At 41.9% G+C, this 24,780-nt stretch carries 24 protein-coding genes; 12 read left to right on the top strand and 12 right to left on the bottom strand.

What is annotated here, in order from left to right; all coding sequences use genetic code 11:
* Positions 1-16: 16 nt before the first annotated feature.
* Complete coding sequence (locus tag A7P55_RS12160; RefSeq protein ID WP_171552298.1) at positions 17-901, bottom strand: MBL fold metallo-hydrolase; 885 nt, start codon at positions 899-901, stop codon at positions 17-19.
* Positions 902-1,102: 201 nt separating this feature from the next.
* Here A7P55_RS12160 and A7P55_RS22620 point away from each other — a divergent pair, with 201 nt between their 5' ends.
* From A7P55_RS22620 to A7P55_RS12140, 5 genes are all read left to right on the top strand, one after another.
* Positions 1,103-1,519 carry a hypothetical protein gene (locus A7P55_RS22620; RefSeq protein WP_252727858.1) on the top strand — a complete coding sequence of 139 codons (417 nt, stop codon included), beginning with the start codon at positions 1,103-1,105 and terminating at the stop codon, positions 1,517-1,519.
* Positions 1,516-2,424 carry a matrixin family metalloprotease gene (locus tag A7P55_RS12155; RefSeq protein ID WP_171552297.1) on the top strand — a complete coding sequence of 303 codons (909 nt, stop codon included), beginning with the start codon at positions 1,516-1,518 and terminating at the stop codon, positions 2,422-2,424. Before A7P55_RS22620 ends, A7P55_RS12155 begins: the two co-directional genes overlap by 4 nt.
* A gap of 381 nt (positions 2,425-2,805) precedes the next feature.
* Positions 2,806-3,717 carry a matrixin family metalloprotease gene (locus A7P55_RS22475; RefSeq protein WP_216078042.1) on the top strand — a complete coding sequence of 304 codons (912 nt, stop codon included), beginning with the start codon at positions 2,806-2,808 and terminating at the stop codon, positions 3,715-3,717.
* Between the two features lie 385 nt (positions 3,718-4,102).
* The gene (locus tag A7P55_RS12145) at positions 4,103-5,011 is read left to right on the top strand and encodes a matrixin family metalloprotease (RefSeq protein ID WP_171552295.1); all 909 of its coding nucleotides are present in this window, start codon (positions 4,103-4,105) and stop codon (positions 5,009-5,011) included.
* A 109-nt stretch (positions 5,012-5,120) separates the two neighbouring features.
* Complete coding sequence (locus A7P55_RS12140; protein WP_171552294.1) at positions 5,121-5,504, top strand: hypothetical protein; 384 nt, start codon at positions 5,121-5,123, stop codon at positions 5,502-5,504.
* A 51-nt stretch (positions 5,505-5,555) separates the two neighbouring features.
* Here the strand turns inward: A7P55_RS12140 and A7P55_RS12135 are convergent, their stop codons facing one another.
* The 4 genes from A7P55_RS12135 to A7P55_RS12120 form a co-directional block, all read right to left on the bottom strand.
* Positions 5,556-6,854 (bottom strand): lytic murein transglycosylase, encoded by a 1,299-nt coding sequence (locus tag A7P55_RS12135; RefSeq protein ID WP_216078041.1) that lies wholly within the window; start codon positions 6,852-6,854, stop codon positions 5,556-5,558.
* A gap of 600 nt (positions 6,855-7,454) precedes the next feature.
* Positions 7,455-8,576 carry a 5-(carboxyamino)imidazole ribonucleotide synthase gene (locus A7P55_RS12130; RefSeq protein WP_171552293.1) on the bottom strand — a complete coding sequence of 374 codons (1,122 nt, stop codon included), beginning with the start codon at positions 8,574-8,576 and terminating at the stop codon, positions 7,455-7,457.
* A gap of 172 nt (positions 8,577-8,748) precedes the next feature.
* Complete coding sequence (gene purE, locus A7P55_RS12125; protein ID WP_005290665.1) at positions 8,749-9,261, bottom strand: 5-(carboxyamino)imidazole ribonucleotide mutase; 513 nt, start codon at positions 9,259-9,261, stop codon at positions 8,749-8,751.
* Positions 9,262-9,397: 136 nt separating this feature from the next.
* Complete coding sequence (locus A7P55_RS12120) at positions 9,398-9,751, bottom strand: DMT family protein (RefSeq protein WP_171552292.1); 354 nt, start codon at positions 9,749-9,751, stop codon at positions 9,398-9,400.
* Between the two features lie 222 nt (positions 9,752-9,973).
* Here A7P55_RS12120 and mpl point away from each other — a divergent pair, with 222 nt between their 5' ends.
* Complete coding sequence (gene mpl, locus A7P55_RS12115; RefSeq protein ID WP_171552291.1) at positions 9,974-11,335, top strand: UDP-N-acetylmuramate:L-alanyl-gamma-D-glutamyl-meso-diaminopimelate ligase; 1,362 nt, start codon at positions 9,974-9,976, stop codon at positions 11,333-11,335.
* A gap of 246 nt (positions 11,336-11,581) precedes the next feature.
* Here mpl and A7P55_RS12110 read toward each other — a convergent pair whose 3' ends face one another.
* The 4 genes from A7P55_RS12110 to A7P55_RS12095 are packed head-to-tail and all read right to left on the bottom strand — an operon-like array spanning position 11,582 to position 15,405.
* On the bottom strand, positions 11,582-12,325 hold the full coding sequence (locus tag A7P55_RS12110; protein ID WP_171552290.1) for an SDR family oxidoreductase: 744 nt from the start codon (positions 12,323-12,325) through the stop codon (positions 11,582-11,584).
* Positions 12,326-12,342: 17 nt separating this feature from the next.
* Positions 12,343-13,041: a histidine phosphatase family protein gene (locus A7P55_RS12105; protein ID WP_171552289.1), complete on the bottom strand. Its 699-nt coding sequence runs from the start codon at positions 13,039-13,041 to the stop codon at positions 12,343-12,345.
* Positions 13,038-14,159: a phosphotransferase family protein gene (locus A7P55_RS12100; protein WP_171552288.1), complete on the bottom strand. Its 1,122-nt coding sequence runs from the start codon at positions 14,157-14,159 to the stop codon at positions 13,038-13,040. The genes A7P55_RS12105 and A7P55_RS12100 overlap by 4 nt, the downstream gene beginning before the upstream one ends.
* A gap of 16 nt (positions 14,160-14,175) precedes the next feature.
* Positions 14,176-15,405, bottom strand: coding sequence for an acyl-CoA dehydrogenase family protein (locus A7P55_RS12095; protein ID WP_171552287.1), 1,230 nt, complete (start codon positions 15,403-15,405; stop codon positions 14,176-14,178).
* Positions 15,406-15,510: 105 nt separating this feature from the next.
* Between A7P55_RS12095 and A7P55_RS12090 the strand changes: the two genes are divergently transcribed.
* A complete protein-coding gene (locus A7P55_RS12090) occupies positions 15,511-16,428 on the top strand; it encodes a LysR family transcriptional regulator (RefSeq protein ID WP_171552286.1) in 918 nt (305 codons plus the stop codon).
* A 59-nt stretch (positions 16,429-16,487) separates the two neighbouring features.
* On the opposite strand, the gene A7P55_RS12085 is transcribed toward A7P55_RS12090, so the two are convergent.
* On the bottom strand, positions 16,488-17,687 hold the full coding sequence (locus A7P55_RS12085; protein WP_171552285.1) for a low temperature requirement protein A: 1,200 nt from the start codon (positions 17,685-17,687) through the stop codon (positions 16,488-16,490).
* Positions 17,688-18,085: 398 nt separating this feature from the next.
* Here A7P55_RS12085 and A7P55_RS12080 point away from each other — a divergent pair, with 398 nt between their 5' ends.
* The gene (locus tag A7P55_RS12080) at positions 18,086-19,042 is read left to right on the top strand and encodes a TerC family protein (protein WP_171552284.1); all 957 of its coding nucleotides are present in this window, start codon (positions 18,086-18,088) and stop codon (positions 19,040-19,042) included.
* Positions 19,043-19,103: 61 nt separating this feature from the next.
* Here the strand turns inward: A7P55_RS12080 and A7P55_RS12075 are convergent, their stop codons facing one another.
* Complete coding sequence (locus A7P55_RS12075) at positions 19,104-19,694, bottom strand: nucleotidyltransferase family protein (RefSeq protein WP_171552283.1); 591 nt, start codon at positions 19,692-19,694, stop codon at positions 19,104-19,106.
* 139 nt (positions 19,695-19,833) lie between these two features.
* Between A7P55_RS12075 and guaD the strand changes: the two genes are divergently transcribed.
* From guaD to A7P55_RS12060, 3 genes are all read left to right on the top strand, one after another.
* On the top strand, positions 19,834-21,162 hold the full coding sequence (gene guaD / locus A7P55_RS12070) for a guanine deaminase (protein WP_171552282.1): 1,329 nt from the start codon (positions 19,834-19,836) through the stop codon (positions 21,160-21,162).
* A gap of 212 nt (positions 21,163-21,374) precedes the next feature.
* Positions 21,375-21,905 (top strand): hypoxanthine phosphoribosyltransferase, encoded by a 531-nt coding sequence (gene hpt, locus A7P55_RS12065; RefSeq protein WP_016162105.1) that lies wholly within the window; start codon positions 21,375-21,377, stop codon positions 21,903-21,905.
* A 230-nt stretch (positions 21,906-22,135) separates the two neighbouring features.
* Positions 22,136-22,387 carry a GlsB/YeaQ/YmgE family stress response membrane protein gene (locus A7P55_RS12060; protein ID WP_004656846.1) on the top strand — a complete coding sequence of 84 codons (252 nt, stop codon included), beginning with the start codon at positions 22,136-22,138 and terminating at the stop codon, positions 22,385-22,387.
* 54 nt (positions 22,388-22,441) lie between these two features.
* Here the strand turns inward: A7P55_RS12060 and A7P55_RS12055 are convergent, their stop codons facing one another.
* Positions 22,442-23,140 (bottom strand): DsbC family protein, encoded by a 699-nt coding sequence (locus A7P55_RS12055; protein ID WP_005201776.1) that lies wholly within the window; start codon positions 23,138-23,140, stop codon positions 22,442-22,444.
* 434 nt (positions 23,141-23,574) lie between these two features.
* Between A7P55_RS12055 and A7P55_RS12050 the strand changes: the two genes are divergently transcribed.
* Positions 23,575-24,762: a PilT/PilU family type 4a pilus ATPase gene (locus A7P55_RS12050; protein ID WP_171552281.1), complete on the top strand. Its 1,188-nt coding sequence runs from the start codon at positions 23,575-23,577 to the stop codon at positions 24,760-24,762.
* Positions 24,763-24,780: the final 18 nt, after the last annotated feature.

Below are 24,780 nucleotides of genomic sequence, written 5' to 3'. Positions count from 1 at the left end.
GCGGTTTTTTTATATTTTAAGATGAATCATTTTGCTCAAAATAAAGTTCGCCCAAAATTGGCATAAACAAAGGTATTACACCACATGCTTTTATTTCTTCAATAAACTCAGGAATATTCACCCCTGGCAACAACTGAGGAACGTCACCAATCGGCGTCACCATGCTATCCCAATGACATGGAATAATGTATTTCGGTTTCAGTAGTCGCACCACATCTTTGACATAGTTTGGACGATATTTGCGTCCGATTGCACATAAACACACAATATCAGCTTGTTTGCCCTGTAACTCTTGCTCGATAAAATCGGCGGAATCAATGTGAACAACGCGCAGTTGTCCTGTATCAATCCACCAATTCAAAACCAAACCATGTCGCAACTGATGAAACTTCGGTGGATATGGTGGTGGTGCAGTCATATCTCCTGGCAATGGAACACGACCAAACAAGGCCTTGCCATGAATTGAAGGTAAGCCAATCACTTGCCAATTCCCGCAGCAAATCACTTCCCTACCCTTTGTCTCATACATCTGTTGCTCAGCTAAACCTGCTGAGCGTCCATACATCACACTGGCTTCTGAACCAATCAAGCGAGCACCTGTTTGTTTACACACTTCTGCAGCATCCAGAATATGGTCATAATGTGCATGGCCAATCAGTACCTCATCCGCATCAGGGATATAGTGTTTGACCAATACTGGATCGCTAGATAAAGGTTGAGTAAAGGTCTGCCAAAGACTTGGGCGGCTAATAAAAGGATCAAGCACCAAGGTTCGATTATTATCAGACAGGATAAACCCTGCGGTCCCCAGATATTTAATTTTTAAATTTTCTGCCTTTGCTGTTGCAGGCGAAGCCACCGCCCATGCAGCCTCAGGCGCTTTGAGTAGATATTTCAGCATGCATATTCCTTTGCATTTTATTTTAATTGTCAGAATGAATTGTCTCACCCACTATATGACCAGTGTATGAGTGAGTCCCATATAAAATACTAAACCTAAACCTTAGCCAAATCGAGTTGAATACAATAATATTGGCTTGATACACATGAAATTATTTTCGGTATAATCCCAAGTATTAAAAAAATGATACCTAGATTAAAGATGAAAACAGATTCTGTCATTAGCAAAACTAGATTTAGATTAGTTCTTATATTTTCACTACTTAGTTTTCTCATAAGCTCAATATTTGATGCTTACAATCAAACCTCCATTGCGATTAGCGAACTCATATCAAGAGATCCTCAGAACTGGGAACTTGTCATCTCAAGCATACTTATGTTTGGTTTTGTTATTGTATTCATCGGCTTACTTTTATTTAAACAATGGGCGAGAAAGCTTTACGTCTATAGTTTTTTCCCACTGTTACTTATTTATCTGTTACCAAGCTATTCTTCAACATTCATCTCTGGGTTTGGCGCTATTTTTTATGAGTTAGGCAATATTCTCTCTACGCTGATCTGGGGAATTTTAGTGCTACCCAGCCTATATCAACCTCTATTTTCCAAAAATAACGAATGAAATTCATCCTCCTTGTTGTATTGGTGCTATTTCTGCTTTGGTCAGGCTATCAAACCCGTCAACACCCTCAGCTTAAATTTAACTCGCTGACAGACCGTATCGCCAGTCCACTGGATACACGCCTACGCTATCGTATTGCCGAAGTTGACCCTCGTTTTAAACTCAGTATCGAGCAAGTCAAAACCATTAGCCAGCAAGCGACACAAATCTGGAAAGATGGTACTGGGCAGGATTATTTTGTCTATGATCCCAATGCTCAACTCGCGATTCACCTGATTTATGATGAGCGTCAAATGGAAAGCGAACAACGCCGAGAACACCTCAGCCAACTTGAATTGAATCAACAACACTGGGTAGAAAAAAAGCGGCAGCTTGATCAGATTGAACAGGAAATCCTGCACAGTAAACAACTTCTCGACTTAAAACAGCAACAACTGAATCAGCAAATCCAACACTATAATCAAGAACAACAAAATGCACGACAACATCCCAGTTCTTTTGCCAACCCAGAATATTTTCAGCAACGGCAGCGGGATTTAGAGCAAAATGTGCAAACATTGCAACAAGAAATTGCTCAATATAATCAGAGAATCATGCAGTTAAATCAGCAAGTTGATGAACTCAATGCTTTAGACCAGCAGCTCAATGCCTCTGTCAGCCAATATAAGCAACGCTTTAAGCCGCATTTATTTCATAAGGGCTTATTTAATGGCAAACAAATATTAATTTACGAGTTTGAATCAGCAGATGACTTACGTTTAACCATCGCACATGAGTTCGGCCATGCATTGGGCTTAGCCCACGCTGAGGATGCTCAAGCCCTGATGTATCCAATCATGAAAGAACAAAATGCTGCTCATTTTCGTCTGACTCAAGCCGATCATGCGCTATTACAGACAAGATAGTCTTTATCCCTGTCGAGCTCGGATATCTCCAAAATAACTCAAAACTGGATGGACTATAAATGTCACAATCAAACAATTATTCACTGAAAAGTCAAAAACTTGCCGCTTTCAGAAAAAATTTACAAAAGTTAACAATAGGTCGGTTTTTTTGCATTGTCCCTTAAAACTTTTACGACTGTTGATTTAATCTGTTGATATTTTTTGACTTATGCTTAAAAAAACAACAAAAACATCATTTTTTGATTGTGTAAATCATTCGATTCATTTTTTTATTTATTAGAAAAAAATCACACTTTTTCATTTTATTTATTAACTACATAGCATTTTGACGCCCACAAAATAATGATCAAAAATAAGTTTTTATTTTGGGGAGATTTCACAATGCGAGTTCATTCTCTAGCATGTTTGATCGCTTGTTTAAGCATGGGCATATCTCAATTCAGCAATGCGCAAAGCAATACCCATTCACTGGATACACACCAACACGCAAGCCCAAAAAAAATCGTGCATTATCGTATCGCAGACATTGATCCACGCTTTAATTTAAGCCAGCAACAAGTACTTGAGTTGACCCAACAAGCTGCCACACTATGGGAACAAGAAACAGGACAACAAAATTTCATTTATGACCCGCAAGCCGAATTTAGCATTCATTTAGTCTTTGATGAGCGTCAACAACGCAGTGCTGAGCGACTACAAGGCTTGGATCAACTGAAACAGCAGCAAAAGCAATGGGAAACGCTGAATCAACAATTAAAACAGGCCAAAGATGAAATCCAAAAAACGACCGCTTTGATTGCCACTAAACAGGCTCAACTCGCTGCCCAATTCCAACACTATAATGCAGAAGTACAGCGCTTCAATCAAAGCCGTTCCAGTTCCAAAGACTTGGCACAACAATTTTCACAAAGACAAAAAGCATTACAACAACAGTCTTTGGCACTACAGCAGGAAGTTCAAGAACACAATCAACGTACCCAACAACTCAATCAACGTATCCAGAGTTTAAATCAGAACAATCAACAACTGGTTGCGACAGCAAGTCAATTTAATCAAGTGTTTCAGCCCCACTTATTCCATAAAGGCCATTTCAACGGCAAACAGATTCTGATTTATGAATTTTCTTCAATCAATGACCTCCGTTTCACCCTGGCTCACGAGTTTGGGCATGCGCTTGGCTTAGAACATACCAATGATCCAAGTTCACTGATGTACCCTGTCATCCAAAAACAAAACCTGCAGCAATTTGCACTCACCGATTCAGATAAAGACCTTGTAAAAGCCATTTATTGATAGCAACAGCAGGTTTTTCTTTACAAGAATTAACATTGACTAGACTCTAAGTATAGTTTTTGTACAAATAAATAAATATTTTATGTGAAATAGAATGTATTTTTTTTAGATGTAAAAAATATTTTTGCAGCTTAATTTGATCAGCTATTAAAGATTTAATGCATTAAAAATAAAAAATAAACAGTTGTTCTCACATTGGTTTTAGATCATTTAATAAACAAACCCTGTTTTTTTTGCACGATTTTTTACCAATATGTCTACAAATGTATTTTTATTCATTTTCCGGAAATATCGTTAAAACTCATAGATTGAACTCTCTTCCATCAATTTGACTACTGATTTTTTTTGACTAAAATGTGACCTCTTTCAAGCTTTATCTCCTATTATGCGTCTTTTATCTCTCCTTATGGCTGCATGTTTTACCTTGCTAGCCCCAGTCTCGACTTTTGCTAAAATTAGCTCGACTGCTCCAGCACAGTCGCAAGTTCGCTATAACACAGAGCAACCTTTACGCTATCGTATTGCTGAACTTGACCCGCGTTTGAACATCGATCAACAACAAATGATCGACTTAAGTAAACAAGCTGCTGCAATTTGGGAAAAGAACACGGGTCAAAAATATTTTGTGTATGATCCTGACGCAGATTTTGTGATTAATCTGGTTTTTGACCAACGTCAAATTCGTAGCATGAAACGTGCTGAAAGTTTGAGTCAACTTGAGCAAGAACAACAGAATTGGTTGAATAGAAATGAAAAATTACAGAGAACCAATGCTGATTTAGCAGAAAGCAATGCTCAACTTGAACGACAAAAGAAAGCCTACGAAAATCAGGCCCAACAATATCAGCAAGGCTTAGCGCAATATAAGGCAGACAACAGCAATAAAGCATTGTTCACTGCACTGCAAAAACAGCAACAACAGTTGCAGCAACAAGCTCAGAAATTACAGGCAAAAATTACTGAATACAATCATAAAGTCCAGCAAAGTCAGGAAAAGGCTGAAAAATCGAAACAAGTCTATCAACAGTTAAGTGCTTCTGTAAATGAGTTTAATGAGACTTTTAAGCCTGAAGTGCTACACAAAGGTCAATTTGATGGAAAACAGATTTTTATTTATGAATTTTCATCAACTGATGACTTACGTTTAACCTTAGCACACGAATTTGGTCATGCTTTGGGTCTAAAGCATACCCGTGATCCAAGGTCTTTGATGTATCCACGAATTAAAGATCAGGATGCAAAAGATTTTCAACTGACTGAGACTGATCTAAAGCTATTAGGTTTAGCGGATTAATCGAACATCATAGGTAAATATAAGATGATCTGCTAAGCAATAACAAGAATGGGTCGATTGTTTTGATTTATTCATGTTATTGTGATGATAAAACATCATCTTAGCCTTAATGGAGATCAGCATGAGTTATTATCATATCTTAATTGAAGTGAACGACCACATCAGTACGATTGAACAGACTCGTGATATCGAACTCTTGAATATTCAAGATATTAGCCCTTATCTCCATGCTATCTTAATTCCTTATTTCAATGAGCAAGAGTTAGAGCTTGAAGAAGAAAATCTTGCTTATGATGAAGTATTGCATCTTGAAATCAAACAAACACTATTGCCCATCGAGCACTTGATTGAAGAAGAACAAAAACAATTACCAAGTGATACCGATGTCACGATTACCGCTTATGAAATCTTTAATGATCGTGATTTAAGCCAAGATGTCACAGCTGTCATTTTTGATATTTTAGAAGCCGTTAAATTAGATGCTGCCCCTTAATTAAAAAAGGTCTGCCGTTGGGCAGACCTTTTTTAATTATCGAGTTCAAATTTATTTCATCATTTGCTTGGCCTGTTCCTGACGGAACGCACGTAAAATCTGCTGCCCAGCACGTCCAGTCTGGTTTAAACCGAGACGGCTCTGTTCTTGGCGAATGGCCTGGCGACTTTTATCGCCAATCAACCCATCGACTGCACCAATATCATAGCCACGCTGTACTAAAAACTGTTGAATTTCACGACGTTCTGCACGGGATGTCCCTGCATCATCGGTCGGCCAAGCGGTTAAAAATGGCGTGCCACCACTTAAACGATCAGATAGGTGTGCAATTGCTAAACCATAACTTTCAGCCGCGTTATAGCTATAAATTGCATCGAAGTTTTTAAATACCAGAAATAATGGACCATTGGCACCCGCAGGTGAAATCAGTCCCGCTGGCGTACTGCCAGATAAATTACCTTGAATCAACGCAGTGCCATCCGCTCGAGTGACCCCTTGCGCAATCCAACTGTTCAGTGCTTTCTTATTCCGACGGCTTTCACCAGAAATTGACATGCCTTGCGGGATTTTAACCTCAAAGCCCCATGGCATACCGGTTTGCCATCCTGCTCGTTTTAGGAAATTAGCTGTTGAAGCTAAAGCATCCGTGGTACTTGAAACCAAATCACGGCGACCGTCTCCATCGAAATCTACGGCTAAGCGCTCATACGTTGATGGCATAAACTGAGTATGACCAAAAGCACCAGCCCATGAACCATACAATTGATCTTGGGTTAAATCACCACGTTGCAAAATACGCATAGTGGCAAAAAACTCACCACGGAAATAACTTTGACGACGACCTTCACAGCTCAAAGTACCCAATGCCTGTAATAAAGGATATTTACCCGAAATATCACCATAATTACTTTCGACACCCCAAACGGCAACTACTGTTTCTGCAGGTACACCATAGGCCTGCTCAACGCGGTTTAAGACTGCACGATGTTGAGTCAGTTTTTGCTGTCCTGCTTGTACTCGTTCGTTATCCACAAGGCCAGACAAATAATCCCAAATCGGGGTCGAAAATTCAGGTTGATAGTTTAATTTATCAATCACCGAATAATCAGGCGTTAAATTTTGTGTATAACGATCATAGGTTGCACCTGATACACCTGATGCAATTGCCTGTGAACGCAAATTGGCAATACAGCCCTGAAAATTGGAATTTGGCGTATAATTACTACTGGCAACAGCCGCTGTTGTGGTGGGTGTCGAAACCGTTGCACCGTTAATCACAAGCTCGGCATGCGCCTGATTGAAAAAAGTAAATAAGGCAGTGCCTAGAAAAAAAGAAAAATGACGTTTCATGACTGAACCAAAACTTTTGAATTTAAATTTCCTCTCCACCTTAACACGCTATATGAAGATGTATAGTTTGGAAACGTAACTTTAAATTCATTTTGGCAAGTTTTAAATTTAAAACTCTGTTTTTAAATTCACAACTCAGGCTTTATTTTAAATTTAAAAGTTATCAACATGACTTATTTAAATTCAAAAGCACCACCATTGGATAACACAGCCTTTTAAATTTAAAAACTTATCCACTTTTAAATTCATTTTCCCATATATAAACGAGCGATTGTTCAAAATAGAATCATAAAAAGACCACAAACCTATATTTTTTATAAAATAATTATAGAGAAAACAGATATCCACAGCTCAATAATTTAAATTTAAAAGCCAACCATCACGCAACTTTAAATTTAAAACAATACGCTCATTTTGAATTTAAAACCTATAAATACTTATCCACTGCCATTTAAATTCAAACAACAGCCACTCTTTTAAATTCAAAATATCAAAAACAAGTTATCCACAACAAACCATTACTCTATTTTTAAATTTAAAAAGCGTGTGAAACAAAAAAAGCGATCCAAAGATCGCTTTTTTTAGGTATTGTGGATAAGTTTAGATGCTCATATCATCAGTTAATGCCAATGGAACAGGTAATATTTTTGCCAATTGGCGGCATAAACCGGTTAAATCATCTGAATGATTTGGCATCAAAGTAATGTGTCCCAGCTTACGGCCGGTACGCTCAGACTTATTATAGAGGTGTAAATGCGCGCCATTCAGTGCTAAAACATCTTCTGACTTGGGATGCTGACCAATAATATTGATCATCACACTTGGGCGAATCACTTCAGTTGCACCCAATGGTAAGCCTGCAACTGCACGGATATGGTTTTCAAATTGCGAGCAAATCGCACCTTCAATCGACCAGTGACCTGAATTATGCACACGACACGCCATTTCATTGGCACATAAACCTTGTTCTGTGACAAATAGTTCAAGTGTGAGCACACCCACATAATCTAAGTGCTTCAGCAATCGGGTAATATAGTCTTGCGCAACAGGCTGTAAATCAGCGCTATTTGGAGCAGGTACGATTGAGTGTGACAAGATGCCATTATGATGGTGATTCTCAGCCAAAGCCCAAGTTTTCACATCACCATTTTGTCCACGTACCGCAATAATTGATACTTCGCGACTGAATTTGACAAAACTTTCTGCCACCAGGCTTTTTGCAGGACCTAATTCAGCCCAAGCTGTCTCAATTTGATCTTCAGTACGTAAAACGAATTGACCTTTACCATCATAACCACCAGTTACGGTTTTTAAGACAATAGGTAATCCAAGATCCGATACCGCTTGCTTTAAGCTCTCTAAGCTGTCCACAGCGCGATACGGCGCAACAGGAATGCTCAACTCATCAAACAAACGTTTTTCAGCCAAACGATTTTGTGCAGTCGCCAAAGCAAGGCGAGGAGGGTGCAAGGTTTTGCTTTGTGTCAAAACATCCACATCTGCAACAGGCGTATTTTCGAATTCAAGACTAAAGACATCCGCGCTTGCAATAAAATCCTGTAATCCCTGTGCCGCTTGGCTCGAAAAAACTGGACCCAAAATCGCAGCAGGGCAATCTGTTTCTGCTTCAAAGAAGGTGCATTGAATATTCAGTGGTAACGCTGCTTGCGCCATCATGCGGCCTAGCTGCCCACCACCAAAAATGCCAATCGTTTTATTCATATCTGTAACTCTTTTGCTCGGGCAAATCCTTAAAGCAACATTCTTACTCGTCTTCTTGCGGAGCTTACGCTCCTCAGGGCAAAGCCTTAAAGCAATGCTTTAAGTTTGCTTATCCTCTTACTCGGACAAAGTCCTCGTCTTGCATTCGAGCAAAGCGTTGCTTTGCTTATTCTCATTCATGACCAGGAATGTTATTACTCGATACTTTTTCTGTTTGTGCAGTACGGAAGTCAGCCACATTTTTAGCGATGTCTGGACGGGTTAAACCTAAAATCTGTGCCGCCAGAATTGCAGCATTGGTCGCACCAGCCTGACCAATTGCCAAAGTACCGACGGCGATACCTGCTGGCATTTGTACAATCGAAAGCAATGAATCAACACCATTCAAAATTGATGATTTAACCGGTACGCCTAATACTGGTAAATCAGTTTTAGCAGCACACATTCCCGGTAAATGTGCAGCACCACCAGCACCAGCAATAATCACTTGGATACCGCGATCACGTGCTGTTTCAGCATATTCAAATAAACGATCTGGCGTACGATGCGCAGAAACCACTTCAGCTTCAAAAGGAACACCCAACTGTTTGAGCATGTTAGCGGTATGTTCAAGTGTTGCCCAATCTGATTGAGAACCCATGATAATTCCGACTAAAGGTTGGCTATCTGTTGCGACCGCATTCATTGGCTTTTCCAAAACATGATAAAAATAGACAAGTATCTCGACTTACGCCAAGCACAAGGGAATAAATTGGCACATATTATAGCGGTTTTTTCAGGCATCCCCAACAAAAGAACACGTTAACTGACGCTTCGGAAAATTAGCTTTGATTTCTAAAAACAAAGTAGACACAACCCATTAAACATAGCATCGCCCAGATGTAATCGAGTTTGAAGGGTTGTTTAAACACAAAAATCATAAAGGGCACAAACACCATTAACGTCACCACTTCCTGAGTGATTTTCATTTCACCCAAACTCCAGCCATGCTGGTTCAGCAATTTGGTGGCAGGAATCATAAAACTATATTCCAACAGCGCAATACACCAGCTAAATAAGATTGCCTGCCAGAGCGGTGCATCATGCAAAACCTTCAGATGCCCATACCATGCCAAAGTCATAAAACAGTTAGAAATAATCAACAAACATAGGGCGAGAAGAGTAGGGCTCAACATTGTGTTCTTTTATCCAAATCAGGGTTGAACAATAGGGAGTAGCATGCCAGTAAAACTGTTGAAATATTAGCATCTATCTGCATCATTATAAGTAAAGAACAACAACGAATTTTGACTATCTTTTCCATGCAAGCCTTGCTATCGTTGCGTTTGATTTTTATTGATAACGACAATCATACATACGATACCGTGCTGTATGAAAAGCAGTGGAGAAGGCGCGTTATGCATCTGCATATTTTGGGTATTTGTGGCACATTTATGGGGTCTTTGGCTCTGTTAGCACGAGATTTAGGACATAAAGTCACAGGTTCAGATGCCAATGTTTATCCACCGATGTCGACTCAACTGGAAAATGCAGGTATTGAATTGATGCAGGGCTATGACCGTAGCCATTTACAACCGCATCCTGATCTTGTAATCGTCGGCAATGCCATGAAACGTGGGATTGATGCGATTGAATACATGCTGAACGAAGGCCTGCCTTATATTTCTGGTCCACAATTCTTGGCAGACCATGTGCTCCAAGGTAAACATGTGCTCGGTGTCGCAGGCACACACGGTAAAACCACCACCACCACCATGTTGGCTTGGGTGCTTGATCAAGCAGGCTTAAATCCAGGTTTCTTGATTGGCGGCGTACCATTGGGTTTCAGTGAAAGTGCACGTCTAGGCGGCGGTCAATATTTCTGTGTCGAAGCGGATGAATATGACTCTGCCTTCTTCGATAAACGTTCTAAGTTCGTTCACTATCACCCTAAAACCGCGATTCTCAACAACCTCGAATTTGATCACGCCGATATTTTTGATGATCTGGCTGCAATTCAAAAACAGTTCCATCATCTGGTGCGTACTATTCCAAGTGAAGGTCGTATTATTGCGCCAATTACTGAAACCAATATTGATGAAGTATTGCAGCAAGGCTGCTGGACGCCAGTGATTCGTACCAGTCTAGAGCCAAATGAGCAGGCTGCTTTATCTGCTGAGTTAATCAGTGCTGATGGTAGCCACTTTAAAGTGCTTGAGCACGGCAAGGTGGTCGGTAAAGTGAAATGGAATATGACAGGGCAGCACAGCGTTGCCAATGCCTTAGCGACCATTGCTGCTGCACAACACGTTGGTGTCAGCCTTGAACAAGCCTGTGAAGCCTTATCCAACTTCGGTGGCGTTAAACGCCGTATGGAGCTATTAGGCACGGTGCGTGGCATCGAAGTCTATGATGACTTTGCCCATCACCCAACTGCGATTGAAACGACACTAGACGGCGCACGTAAACGTCTAGGCGAACGTAAGTTGTGGGCGATCATTGAACCACGTTCTAACACCATGCGTATGGGCAGCCACAAAGATGGTTTGGCACATTCTGCTCGTTTAGCGGATGAAGTGATTTGGTACCAGCCAGAAGGCTTGGATTGGGATTTACAACCGGTGATCTCAGCATCAGCAAACAAGGCTGAAGTCAGCCGCTCTTTAGATGAAATCATTGCTCGTGTGGTCAATGAAGCAGGTGAGGGTGATGCTGTGGTGATCATGTCCAATGGCGGCTTTGGTGGTTTACACCAAAAATTGATTACGGCTTTGTCGTAATCTAGCCAGTAGCTTATTTTCATCATCTAATTTTGTCACGGTATTCTCTATCGTGGCAGGCGGCATGGATGCCGCCCGTTGGACTGTGGTATAGGAATATACCATCAGTCCAACAAAAGATTTTTGTTACTTTTCATCTTTGAAAAGTAAGGAAACGCCTATACCCAAACAAGTTAATGATTCAGCCTATACGAGGCTGTGAAATCTTGCCAAATCGAGATATCTCCAATCCATTTTAAATGGCAATCAACTCAATTTATTCACCAATTTCAACGGCAAAATCTTCATTGCAATTCCCATTGGCAACCACGGCCACTGCGGTACATAAGCCTTCACTGGTTCTTTCTCAATCGCTTTGACCAAAGCCTTACTTCCAGTTTTCTCATCCACTTCAAAGGGTAATTTTTTCGCACCCTCATTCAGCTCAGTGCGAATATAACCTGGGAAAATCGTTGAGACTTTAATTGGGGTATGCAGCAACTCGGCACGAATCCCTTCTGCCAAATGCGCTACAGCAGCCTTACTGGCGGCATAGGTCGATAAATGCTTCGGTAAACCACGCATCGCACTCATGGATGAAATCACCACCAAATGGCCTTTATTTTGCGCTCTAAAGATTTCAACCGCTGCTTCACACTGTGCCAAGGCCGAGATAAAGTTGGTTTCTGCGGTAGCACGGTTCACATCAAAATGCCCCTTACCAATACGGCGACCATCGCCAACACCAGCATTGACAATAATTCGGTCAATCGTTCCAAATTCTTGCTGAAAGGCATGAAAAACCGTGAACACATCATCGTAATGGGTCACATCTAGGGTTTTAATCTTGACCTGTATCGAAAACTGCTTTTGCAGCTCTTGCTGTAAGGCTTCTAAACGCTCTAAACGTCGTGCGCAAAGCGCCAGATTATAGCCTTTAGCCGCAAATTCACGCGCCATACCTGCGCCCAAACCTGAACTTGCCCCTGTAATTAAAATGGTCTTTGCCATGCCTGCCACCTATTTTTTTAAATCCATGTTAAAAGTTCAGCATCACGCGCTTTTAAATAATGATGCTCATTAAAACTGAGTAATTGCAAACGATCATCTGACCAGCGCAGTGTGGTGATACTGGCATTGGCAATCGACCAATTCAGCGCAAAAATCTGTTTGGCATTCAGTCCCAACACCTGACCGACCGCCACAGAAATCACACCACCAGAACTAAATACCACAGCCTGACGGGGTTGCGTGGCATCAATGTGCTGACACAAACCGTGCAAAGCACTTTGTACACGCGATTGAAAGCCTAACCAAGTCTCATGATATTCATGGTCATACTGCTCTCCAATCCAGCGGTCGATGGCTCCATCGAAAATTTTGGCCAGATAAGCACGAGGATTGGCCATCAAATCGACATCCTGTTTCAGCAATTCAGGTTGATTAAAACGTGGTTCATATTGGGCAAACACCTGTTGATGATCAAACTCATTCCAAGCCGATTCTGTTTGTATCGGTGCATCCAGAAAACTTTGTGATAAAGCCAATTGCGCCGTCTGCTGATGACGTTGCATCGAACCTGCCACAATCAGCGGTGTTTGCTTCAGGGTCTGTTTAAAAAAATCACCGACAACCTGTGCCTGTTGTTCACCTTTGGCTGAAAGCTGGTCATAACTTGCTGCACCAAAAGATGCCTGCCCATGTCGTACCAAATAAATTGTGGTCATCGTTTTAAAATATCCTGTAGTTTTGCACCATATTCAGCTATCAATGGTCGTGCCTGCGGATTGTTTTGCGCGATCAGTTTTAAAGCCCGAATATGTAAGGCATGAATCATGATCCAGAAATCTTTAAAGGCCGGATTATCGGTTTGCTGATGGTAATAACGATAATAAATCTGTTGAGCAATCACAGCCAAACGGAACAAACCAAACACTTCATAAAAAGCCCAATTGGCAGGCTGTAAACCAGTCTTTTCCAGATAGTAATCCACCACCTGTTGCCGTGTCAGCATGCCTTTTAAATTGGTCGGCTGACGGCGGCTAGATTTCATCAAGGCATCATCATCCTCTTGAATCCAGTAAGCGAGGGCGCTGCCCAGATCCATCAAAGGATCACCGAGTGTCGCCATTTCCCAATCCAGCACGCCAATCACTTGCGTCGGTTGTTGTGGATCTAAAATGACATTATCAAAACGCCAGTCATTATGAATCACGCAAGTTTTTGCATCGGCAGGGATATGTTGCAGCAACCACTGACGCACAAAGGCAAAATCAGGTACATTTGGCGTCAGTGCTTTACTGTAACGCGCATCCCACCCCTCAACCTGACGGCGGCAATAGCCTTCACCTTTACCCAGTTTTTCCAGTTCAGTCCCTTGATAAGGTACCTGATGTAGTTCAATCAATTTATCCAGAACATTCAAACACAGCTGTTGTACTTGCGACTCATCCAGCTGTAATTCTTTGGGTAAATTGGCACGCGGAATAATGCCCTCGATCCGTTTCATGACATAGAAGTCACAGCCAATCACGCTGTCGTCCTGACACAGTGCAATCATTTCAGGCAGCACAGGGTAGAACGGTGTAAGATGCTTCTGCACATTGTATTCACGCGCCATATCATGCGCTGATTTGGCTTTGGTGCCTTTCGGTGGGCGACGCAAGATCAGGTCGGCATTGTCATACTGCAGCCGATAGGTCCAATTCGATGCGCCCCCTGAATATTGGGTCACTTGTACCTGTCCTTGCAGATCTACACCTTGGTGTTTTAACCAGTTTTCAACCGCTGCAATATCCAGCTCTTCACCATGGCGAACCTGTCCACCGATATCAATCATTGTCATTGTTGTATTTTCCTTATCAACGAGCATAGCCACGTTTTTTCAGTTCTAATTTAGCAATCATGCCTTTATGGACTTCATCAGGTCCATCGGCCAAACGTAAACTACGCGCTTGATTGAAAAATGCAGTCAGTGGGGTATCGCGTGAAACGCCTTCACCACCGTGAATCTGGATCGCCATATCGACCACATGTTGCAAGACGCTCGGCGCCACCACTTTAATCGCTGAGATTTCTGTCAATGCCGCCATATTGCCCTGCGTATCCATCTTATAAGCGGCGTACAGGGTCAATAAGCGCGCTTGATCGATCTGCACCCGAGCATCTGCAACACGCTCTAAATTACCACCGAGTTTGAGAATTTCTTTACCAAAGGCTTTACGTGACATACCTCGATCAATCATCAGCTCCAATGCTTTTTCAGCTGCGCCAATACAACGCATACAATGGTGAATCCGCCCAGGCCCTAAACGACCTTGTGCGATTTCAAAACCATGTCCTGCACCGCCAATAAAGCTGCTGAGGGGTACACGCACATTCTCAAAACTGACTTGTCCATGCCCATGCGGGGCATCGTAATCGCCAAAGACTGGCAACATCCGTTCAATTGTTAGCCCTTGCGTATCGATTGGCACCAATACCATCGAATGTTGATGATGACGGTCTTTGCTAGGATCGGGGGTATAAGCCATGAAAATAATCACTTTGGCATTGGGATCACCCAAACCCGATGACCACCATTTGCGTCCATTCAAAACAATCTCATCGCCCTCAATCACCGCCGTGGCTTGCATATTGGTGGCATCACTGGAGGCGACTGCAGGTTCAGTCATGCAGAATACGGAACGGATTTCGCCAGCAAGCAGGGGGTACAGCCATTGTTGTTTTTGCTGCTCACTGCCATAGCGCCATAACACTTCCATATTGCCACTATCAGGCGCATTACAGTTAAAAACTGTCGGGGCGAGCAAACTGCGTCCTGTCAGTTCCGCGATATGCGCATATTCCTGTACCGACAGACCTGCACCCAGCTCTGTATCAGGCAAGAACATGTTCCATAAGCCCGCTGCTTTGGCTTTACTTTTCAGCTGTTCCAGTTGGTCAGGCCATTGCCATTGCGTCCAGTCGCCATCGACATTGAGATGATGGACTTCATCCCAGAAGGCTTTTTCAATCGGTTCTATTTCTTGTTGAATAAAGGCTTGCGTTCGTGCAATAAAATCCTGTGCGCGTTCAGATAATGCAAACATCATCATTTCCCTCAATCTAAAATATGGCGAATATTGATTCGCTGCTTTACATCACCATAAGCGAAAATTTATTATGAATGAAATGATTTTATTTTATTCAAAACTATGAATCAGATTCATAATACCAGCCCACTGGAAGTGGCTCACTTTCATCGTATTGATATCAATTTATATCCGCTGTTTATTGCGATTTTTGAACAAAAGAGCATTTCCAAAGCTGCGCAATTGTTGTGTATCAGCCAATCTGCAGTCAGTCATGCCTTGCAGCGTTTGCGCACACAACTTGGAGACGAGTTATTTGTTCGAAGCGGGCAAAAAATGCTGCCAACGCCTTATGCCGAGCAAATTTATCAGCCGATTCAGACCGCATTGCTAAGCATTCAACAGATTGCCGTACCGCAGCATGATTTTGTGCCCAGTATGCTGCACAGCCTAAAAATTGCCATTCATGATGAAATCGAACCGATTATTTTTCCACAATTGGTGCATCATTTTGCCCAATTGAATCTGAACATTCAGTTCTTGAGTTCCAAGCTGGATCGTAAAAATATGCTGGCTGATCTCTCAGCGCAACAAATCGATTTTGTGATTGATCTGGTACAACCGCAGCAGGCACATCTGCAGTTTGAAAACCTGATTGCTGACCATTTTGTGGTGTGTACCCAGCAGTCTGAGATGAATTTATCTCAGTATTTATCCTCACCACATATTGGTGTGTCATCACGGCGGACGGGCTTATTGCTGGAAGATATTTATCTAAATCGACAACAACTGTCTCGGCAAATTTTCCTGCGTTGCCAACATTATTCAACCGCACTACAAGTTTTGGCCCAATACCCCAATGCAGTGCTAACAATTCCACAAAGTATTCTGAAAAATCTGCATTATGCGAAGCATTTAAAGATCCATGCACTGCCGATTGAATTGCCTAAAATCAACATGGGCATGTATTGGCATGAACACGTCACACATAACCCACGCCACCAATTTTTACGCACAGAAATTTTGAAAATTTTTAATTAGAACAGACGAATGCATTGCTGATTCGCCTGTCTGCTCATCTCCATATTGGGACACTTTGATTATTTGTTTGATGCCAGCTGTTGCTGATCATGGCAATTGATCAAGTACGCTTTGGAAAGCATGAGACGGAGGATATAAACCACCGCCATCGCAAAAATCATATAGCCAATATCGGCAAAGAAAAAAGGAATCGAGAAAAGGATCAAAATCGTGATTGGATAAAGCCAACGTCCCCATCCCGACAAATAGGAGGTCTCATAAAATAGCCAAATATAGGTGTTATAAACCACCAAGCAAATCGCAATCATCCATCCCATCATTTGACTAGAAATGTGAGCATGATGTGTTGAAACATCGACCGCTGCTGCCAAAGCTGCACCTAAGACTGCAACACTGATAAAGATAAAAAAATGGCCGTACCCCCATAAAAAAGGCTGTACCCCATGACGTTGATGGTGATGATGACTGCGATCAAAGTAGACCCACCACATGGCAAACATCATCAATAAGCCGCCAATCACTAAAAAGATTTCTTTGAAGTTCACGTCATGATTGGCAAAGGCTTCCTGAGTGGCAGCAAAACTGCCAATGATGGATTCACCCAAAACAATGATGGTGAGTAGGGCATAACGCTCAACAATATGGTGTGGATGCCAAGGTGTCACCGCATATTTTTCGGCATACAGCGGTACTGCTAACTCAGCCAAAACCAAAATCAGGAACAACACAGGCGTCATATGAATGGCGCTGAAATTACCAATTAACCATCCCAACTGCACCAAGACAATACCAATGGCATAGCGATAGGCTGTCACCCTTCGTTCAGAATCATGCTTGGCGACACGTATCCATTGGGTCACTAAAGCCAAACGCATAATCACATAACCAATGATAATGACATCGAAATTATGTTCTTGAAAAACTGCGGGGATACCTGCTGCCATTACCAATGAGCCAACAATTTGCACAAAGGTCAAACAGCGATACAGCGTGTCATCATTGTCATAGGCGGAGGCAAACCAAGTGAAATTCATCCATGCCCACCACAAGGCGAAAAACACCATCACATAGGTCGGTAAAGCATGCCATAAATGACCTTCAATAATCGCGTGATGGAGTTGCTGTCCTGCGGTTGCAATCGCAACCACAAAAATCAGGTCAAATAACAATTCTAGGGGGGTCGCGGCTCGGTGGGCTTCGGTTGGATCACGCGGTGCTAATACCTTTCGGGATTTATCTTGAATTTTTGCAGGACTCATCTGTTTTTATTCTCATCACGTTACTAAGCAGTTCGAGTTTAAATTAATCCAAGTTGAGGAATTTTCCTATCTCACCAAGATAAAAATAATGTTTAAAATTTATGCATACAAAGTTTGCTTAAATCGATTATTTATGTAATTCTATGCCTATCTTTGGATGTCATCATCCATAACAGAATTTGACAAGGGGAGTAGCCTCCTCCAAGCCTAGGTTGTAAAACTGAACAATTTAGGTGTCAGAGTTTCGTCATTACACTTTGCAAAAAGTCGGACTCTGAGCATCACAAACGATCGTGATGTAGGCAAGACCTTGATCATGTTGAAACAGATGTTTTATTTAATTCATCTGGCAACTGGTCAAGGTTTTTTTATGTCCATTTGCCAGATAGGGAGTTGTGATGGAAACTATCGGTAATTTATGGCTGTACGTTGCGTTCTTCGGAATCGTAACGGTCATGCTACTGGTCGACTTTTTAGGCTTTAAACAAAAACAAAACCAAGATGTACCCATCAGGCAAGCGGCTTACTGGAGTATTGCCTGGGTCACCGTTGCCATGATCTTTGGTGGTGGTTTGTGGTTGTATCTACAACAAACCGTTGGCGCAACCATCGCCAACCAAAAAACCATGGAATACTTTGCGGGTTATTTACTGGAAAAATCGCTAGCAATTGATAACGTCTTTGTCTGGCTGATGATTTTTGCGGCTTTTGCGATTCCTCCTGCATTCCAACGTAAAATCCTGCTTTACGGCGTACTCGGCGCAATCATTTTAAGAACCATTTTTATCTTTATTGGTGCTTGGTTCGTACAAGAGTTCTCTTGGGTGCTGTATATCTTCGGTGCGTTCCTCGTCTACACAGGCTTTAAGTTCCTAAAAGGACAGGACGAAGAAGAGACCAATATCGAAGATATCAAGATGCTGAAATGGTTACGCAAACACATGCGGATTACCCCACAGCTAGAAGGCAATAACTTCTTTGTTCGTCAGAACGGTGTGTTATGGGCAACACCTTTGTTCTTGGTGTTAATCTTGGTAGAAGCGTCTGATGTGATTTTTGCGGTGGATTCTATTCCTGCGATTTTCGCCGTGACCAGTGACCCGTTCATTGTGTTAACCGCAAACTTAATGGCAATTTTGGGCTTACGTGCGATGTTCTTCTTATTGGCAGGTGCTGCAAGCAAAATGCATTACTTACCGTATGGTTTGGGCATCATCTTATTGTTCATTGGTGCAAAAATGTTATTGCTCGATGTATTCCACATGCCAATCTGGATCTCATTAGGCTTTATCGTACTGGTGTTGAGCATCACCGCGTATCTCTCGTTACGTCATAACAAACGCCAAGAACTATAAACACAAACTATCTCCAAAGGGTCTTCAATGAAGGCCCTTTTTTTATTTGAGCATCATCCACTCATTGCAATTTAGGCCATTGCTGTAACCACTGTTTGGATTCAATCCGTTGTTTAAAGGTGTCATAGCTGACCAATGCAGGATTCCAACGCAATCTGAGTGCAAATAAATCATGCAGACCAAAGGGTGCGATCAGTTCCAACTCTCCTGAGCGATTTAAGCGGACTGCAAGCGCCGTTGCTGTGTCTGGCCATAGTGACAAAGCCTGCTCAATCGAGACTAGAGGCTGAATTTTTTCGGTCTTATCCTGACCATACCAGGTATGCACCAAGGCCTGATTTACCACATCCCATTGTTGTTCAGGAAAGATTCGCGCTAGTGCGCGCTGTAATTGCTTTTCTCTGCTGTGATCACGCTCAGTTGCATCATGGTAGATCACATCTATATCGCAATTGTTCAAGTCAAAGCTTTGACCATGTAAATGTGCCCACACGGTATTCCGAAGCACACCTGCGCTTAAATAAGCCGTAGGATGCAATTGAGCCAGTAGCTGCAACATCCCATACAAAGCAGGGGACTGCATAATCAGATCAAATAGTCTGCTTCGATTGCTTTGCTCTGTCTCTGTGTTTCCCCCAGATAAGACATACATTTCGATTTTCCCAAACTGAGTTACTTTAAATTATGAGTCACATTTATATACCTTTTAAGCCTACGAATTAGACGAATAATCCAGTAACTTTGGCAAAATCAGGTACAATCAACCGAAAAAAGTAAAATTGTAGGTTGTTATGACTTTGGCTACTCCAATCACGGTGATTCGTGGTCGCTTCTTAGATATTCAAAAAACCGTTTCCCAAGCTGCTGAAATTGCCGATCAAGTGCGCTATCTCGAAGATGGTGTCATGATCACTGAGCAAGGCAAAATTCGCTGGTTTGGCACGTGGAACGACGCTCAAGCCCATCTTCCTGCAAACGTTGACATTCAGCATTATCCAGAACAATTAATTATTCCGGGTATGATCGATACCCATATTCATTTCCCACAAACCGAGATGGTCGGGGCCTACGGCGAGCAACTTTTAAGCTGGTTAAACACCTATACCTTCCCAACCGAAATCCAGTTCAAAGACCAAGCCTATGCGCAAGACATTGCCAAGTTTTTTGTCAATGAACTACTTAAAAATGGCACCACCACAGCATTGGTATTCTGTACGGTACATCCTGAATCGGTGGATGCTTTATTTGAGGCCGCAGCACAGCACCAAATGCGTTTAATCGCAGGTAAGGTGATGATGGATCGTCATGCACCCGAAGCCTTGTGCGACACCGCAGACAGCGGCTATAACGATTCTAAGGCATTAATCGAGAAGTGGCATGGCCAAGGTCGTGCACTGTATGCGATTACCCCACGTTTTGCACCCACCTCAACGCCTGAACAACTCGAAAAAGCAGGCCAACTCAAAGCCCAATTTCCGGATGTCTATGTGCATACTCATTTAAGTGAAAACAAAGATGAAATCGCATGGGTGAAAGATTTATTCCCTGAGCAAAAGGGTTATCTGGATGTCTATCATCACTATGGCTTAACTGGTCAACGTTCGGTATTTGCGCACTGTGTGCATTTAGAAGATGCGGAATGGAAATGTATGCATGAGACTGATTCTGCAATTGCCTTCTGCCCAACTTCAAACCTGTTCTTGGGTAGCGGTTTATTTCCATTGAACAAAACTTGGCAACAACAGGTTAAAGTCGGCCTTGGCACCGACGTTGGGGCAGGGACCTCGTTTAGCTTATTGCAAACCGTCAATGAAGCGTACAAGGTTCAACAGCTACAAGGTGATAAACTGTCTGCGTTTGAGTCGCTCTATCATGCAACCTTAGGCGGAGCAAAAGCCTTGCATCTGGATGACAAGCTCGGTAATTTCAATCTCGGTAAAGAAGCTGATTTTGTGGTACTGAACCTGAAACCAACCGCCTTACAACAATTACGTCAATCACGTTCAAAATCGGTTGATGATAGCTTATTTGCCTTATTCACCATGGGCGATGACCGAAATATTGAGGCAACCTATATCTATGGACAAAAAGCCTATAGCCAAAGCGAAACGCTTAAATAAACAAAAACTTGGGTGGATCATATTGGCCGTCGGATGTGCTGTTCTGTTAAAACGTGACCGTGCATCTGCTCAAAATGAAACATATTCTTCATCATCAAAAGGTGCATGAAAGGTGATTTTGTTTTAAAATTGGCGGATTAGCTCAAGATTTCGAGGTGTTGCAGGTCAACACCTTTTTTATTTTCCCGTTTTTAAGTTTTAGGAATCTACCGATGACCATTGCAATGCGCATTATGATTTCAAGTGAAGAGATTCAAGCCAAAGTCAAAGAACTGGGTGAAAAGATCAATGCACACTATGCTCAAAGTGATAAAGAACTGGTATTGATTGGCCTGTTACGTGGTTCAGTTATTTTTATGGCCGACCTATGCCGTGCCATTGAAAAGCCACACGAACTCGATTTTATGACTGTTTCTAGCTACGTCAATGGCACCACGGTTTCTTCAAGAGACGTCAAGATTTTGAAAGATCTTGATGGTGAAATTCATGGTAAAGATGTGCTGGTGGTGGAAGACATTATCGACTCAGGCAACACCTTAAGCAAAGTAGTTGAAATGCTGCAAACACGTAACCCGAATTCGATTGAACTGTGTACTCTGGTGAGTAAGCCATCACGCCGTGAAATTCCGCTAGAAGTGAAATTCCTCGGTTTTGAAGTCGAAGATCGCTTTATTGTCGGTTATGGTTTGGATTTCGATCAAAAGTACCGTCATCTGCCATTTATTGGTGAAATCGGTCTTTAATAGTTCAACCTTACTGGCATTGCATCAGTACCGATGACAACTGTCATGGGCTGATCATAATGCTGACTCAGAGGTGCCTTAGGGCGCCTTTTTTATGCTGTGTGATTAAACAAAGCCTGCTAAAGAATGCACAAAAATACGACATAAATAGGCAATCCACTACAGACAAAGTAGGCTCGAATCAAGCAGGATAATAAGAAATACCGCTTTTAAAACAAGGAGAAAAGATAATGTGGTCTCTGATTGTAGCCATTGTTGTTGGTTTTTTTGCTGGTTTAATTGCACGTGCAATACATCCAGGTGATGACAAAGCTGGCTTTATTGTCACGACCTTATTGGGTATCGCAGGTTCATTACTCGCTACTTACGGTGGACGTTTACTTGGCTTATATGCTGAAAATTCGGCAGCTGGTTTTATTGCGTCTGTCTTGGGTGCGGTGATTATTTTATTCCTTTATAAACTCATCACCAAAAAAAGTTAAATCCCTTCAGAAGGCTCCCCATTCATTTTAAACGATGATTGGGGAGCTTTTTCATTAGAGTCCAAGCTCTTTCCAAATCATCTGAATTTCTTCAGCACTGCGTCCACCGACCATTTTCAAACCATTTGAGAAAATCAAGGTTGGCGTGGCATCCACAGCAAGTTTACGACCGAGTTCAAGGTTACGCTCAATCGGGTTGGCACAACTTTTTTCTTTCGGTTGCAGATTCTTTTGTAGCAAGTTTTTCCATGCATAGGCTGGATTGGCATCACACCAAACCGATTTTGACACCGCGATCGATTGTGGTTTTAAAGCATAGATAAAGGTATAAATCGTCACATCAGTCAGCTTGTCCAGTTCAGCTTCTAATTTTTTGCAATATGAACAATTTGGGTCCGAAAATACCGCTAACTCACGCTTACCATTGCCTTTAACCGTTTTAATCGCATCCTTAAAAGGCAGTTGTTTCCAGTCAATCGAATTTTGTTGGATCACTAAATCCTTGGTCAGGTTCTTTTGATCTTTTAGGCGTACCATAGAACCCACAAACATGTGTTGTGCACTTTCATCCAAATAAATAATTTGATTATCCAGACTGGCACTATATAAACCAGTCATTTCTGTAGGTTGGATGTTGCTGACTTGGATATTGGGATATTGCTTATTTAAATTGCTTTTTAAGCTGTCTACGTTGGCAAAACTCATCGCTGACATACAGCTCAATAATGAGAACATCCCAATTTTTTTTAACATGACGAACACTCAATTCAAAAATCAGCGGCTATTGTAATCAGTCTCAAGCCGCTCAACAGCCAAGCTTACTCAGTAACAACCAAAACTCAACCAATTCATGCGATGTTTCACGTGGAACGTTCGTTTATCCTGTTCTCATCCTTCATACATCATGCTGCAAGCGATCGATTCAGTAAAAAACTGACAATTTAGGTCCATCACATTGATAATTATTTAATAATTTTAAAAAGTACATAGATCAGCACCTCGCTTTTTGGAATAATTCGCATCATTCGGCAGCACCGTGAAGATGAAGGAATAAAATGCTCCAAATCAAGTCACCTTGATCTATCATTATTCATTTTCAAGAAACAAAAAAATGTTTCCCTATCGGGATGATTATCATCGTATTACAACAATGAACTTCGCTTCATTGTAAAAATTTAGGTAGCTCAATGTATAACGCGGAACTATTAGAAGAAGCCAAAACCTTTATGTTTCACATGCTTAGCAAAGTAGTGGAATATGGGGGATCCGATTTATTTATCACCGCTGATTTTCCACCGAGCATTAAATTGCAAGGCCTGATGCGTCCATTGGGGCAACAGGCACTCACCGCAGATAAAACCAAGCTATTTGCCTATAGTTTGATGAATGAAAAACAGCGCCAAGAATTTGAAACAGAATGGGAATGTAATTTCGCAATCAATGTGCCCAATGTTTCCCGTTTCCGTGTCAACGTATTTAAACAACAGCTGCAAATCGGCATGGTGATTCGTACCATTACCTCAGAAATTCCAACCTTCCAAAAGTTGAAACTGCCAGAATCTCTGAAAAATGTGATCATGGAAAAGCGTGGCTTGGTACTGGTTGTTGGGGGGACAGGCTCAGGCAAATCCACCTCTTTGGCGGCCATGATTGACCATCGTAATGAAAACTCAGCGGGGCATATCATTACTGTTGAAGACCCAGTGGAATATGTGCATAAACACAAAAAATCGATGATTACCCATCGTGAAGTAGGGGTTGATTGTCATTCATGGCACCACGCCTTGAAAAACACACTACGTCAGGCACCTGATGTGATTCTGATTGGTGAAATCCGTGATACTGAAACCATGGAACACGCGATTGCCTTTGCTGAAACAGGTCATCTTTGCTTAGGTACTTTACACGCCAATAATGCCAACCAAGCACTGGATCGAATTATTAACTTTTTCCCCGAAGAGCGTCGTAATCAGTTGCTGATGGATCTTTCATCCAATATGAAAGGCATTATTTCACAACGTCTGGTACGTACCCAAGATGGCAAAGGTCGTCGTGCTGCGATTGAAATTTTGCTGAATACCCCATTGATTGCCGACAATATTCTCAAAGGGCAGTTCCATGCACTGAAAGAGATTATGAGCAAGTCGCGTGAACTGGGCATGCAAACCTTCGACCAAGCCTTATTTGAGCTGTATAACGAAGGTGCGATTAGCTATGATGAAGCCTTACGCAATGCCGATTCAGTCAATGAATTGCGTTTACAAATCAAGCTGAAGAGTACTCGCCAAGAAGGCGCGCCAGTTGCGATGATGACCGCGTTAAATGTGGTACAAGAACAAAAGCCTGAAGAAGAGCAACAAACTGAAGATAAGTGATAAAAAATGGCTTGGATT

Source organism: Acinetobacter sp. Ac_5812 (assembly GCF_013072695.1).
Classification (GTDB): domain Bacteria; phylum Pseudomonadota; class Gammaproteobacteria; order Pseudomonadales; family Moraxellaceae; genus Acinetobacter.
This window is presented reverse-complemented; position numbering and strand designations above follow the sequence as displayed.

Coding starts and splice junctions, on each gene's coding strand:
- A7P55_RS12160 (WP_171552298.1), bottom strand. CDS start 901: ATGCTGAAATATCTACTCAAAGCGCCTGAGGCTGCATGGGCGGTGGCT.
- A7P55_RS22620 (WP_252727858.1), top strand. CDS start 1,103: ATGAAAACAGATTCTGTCATTAGCAAAACTAGATTTAGATTAGTTCTT.
- A7P55_RS12155 (WP_171552297.1), top strand. CDS start 1,516: ATGAAATTCATCCTCCTTGTTGTATTGGTGCTATTTCTGCTTTGGTCA.
- A7P55_RS22475 (WP_216078042.1), top strand. CDS start 2,806: ATGCGAGTTCATTCTCTAGCATGTTTGATCGCTTGTTTAAGCATGGGC.
- A7P55_RS12145 (WP_171552295.1), top strand. CDS start 4,103: ATGCGTCTTTTATCTCTCCTTATGGCTGCATGTTTTACCTTGCTAGCC.
- A7P55_RS12140 (WP_171552294.1), top strand. CDS start 5,121: ATGGAGATCAGCATGAGTTATTATCATATCTTAATTGAAGTGAACGAC.
- A7P55_RS12135 (WP_216078041.1), bottom strand. CDS start 6,854: ATGAAACGTCATTTTTCTTTTTTTCTAGGCACTGCCTTATTTACTTTT.
- A7P55_RS12130 (WP_171552293.1), bottom strand. CDS start 8,576: ATGAATAAAACGATTGGCATTTTTGGTGGTGGGCAGCTAGGCCGCATG.
- purE (WP_005290665.1), bottom strand. CDS start 9,261: ATGAATGCGGTCGCAACAGATAGCCAACCTTTAGTCGGAATTATCATG.
- A7P55_RS12120 (WP_171552292.1), bottom strand. CDS start 9,751: ATGTTGAGCCCTACTCTTCTCGCCCTATGTTTGTTGATTATTTCTAAC.
- mpl (WP_171552291.1), top strand. CDS start 9,974: ATGCATCTGCATATTTTGGGTATTTGTGGCACATTTATGGGGTCTTTG.
- A7P55_RS12110 (WP_171552290.1), bottom strand. CDS start 12,325: ATGGCAAAGACCATTTTAATTACAGGGGCAAGTTCAGGTTTGGGCGCA.
- A7P55_RS12105 (WP_171552289.1), bottom strand. CDS start 13,041: ATGACCACAATTTATTTGGTACGACATGGGCAGGCATCTTTTGGTGCA.
- A7P55_RS12100 (WP_171552288.1), bottom strand. CDS start 14,159: ATGACAATGATTGATATCGGTGGACAGGTTCGCCATGGTGAAGAGCTG.
- A7P55_RS12095 (WP_171552287.1), bottom strand. CDS start 15,405: ATGTTTGCATTATCTGAACGCGCACAGGATTTTATTGCACGAACGCAA.
- A7P55_RS12090 (WP_171552286.1), top strand. CDS start 15,511: ATGAATCAGATTCATAATACCAGCCCACTGGAAGTGGCTCACTTTCAT.
- A7P55_RS12085 (WP_171552285.1), bottom strand. CDS start 17,687: ATGAGTCCTGCAAAAATTCAAGATAAATCCCGAAAGGTATTAGCACCG.
- A7P55_RS12080 (WP_171552284.1), top strand. CDS start 18,086: ATGGAAACTATCGGTAATTTATGGCTGTACGTTGCGTTCTTCGGAATC.
- A7P55_RS12075 (WP_171552283.1), bottom strand. CDS start 19,694: ATGTATGTCTTATCTGGGGGAAACACAGAGACAGAGCAAAGCAATCGA.
- guaD (WP_171552282.1), top strand. CDS start 19,834: ATGACTTTGGCTACTCCAATCACGGTGATTCGTGGTCGCTTCTTAGAT.
- hpt (WP_016162105.1), top strand. CDS start 21,375: ATGACCATTGCAATGCGCATTATGATTTCAAGTGAAGAGATTCAAGCC.
- A7P55_RS12060 (WP_004656846.1), top strand. CDS start 22,136: ATGTGGTCTCTGATTGTAGCCATTGTTGTTGGTTTTTTTGCTGGTTTA.
- A7P55_RS12055 (WP_005201776.1), bottom strand. CDS start 23,140: ATGTTAAAAAAAATTGGGATGTTCTCATTATTGAGCTGTATGTCAGCG.
- A7P55_RS12050 (WP_171552281.1), top strand. CDS start 23,575: ATGTATAACGCGGAACTATTAGAAGAAGCCAAAACCTTTATGTTTCAC.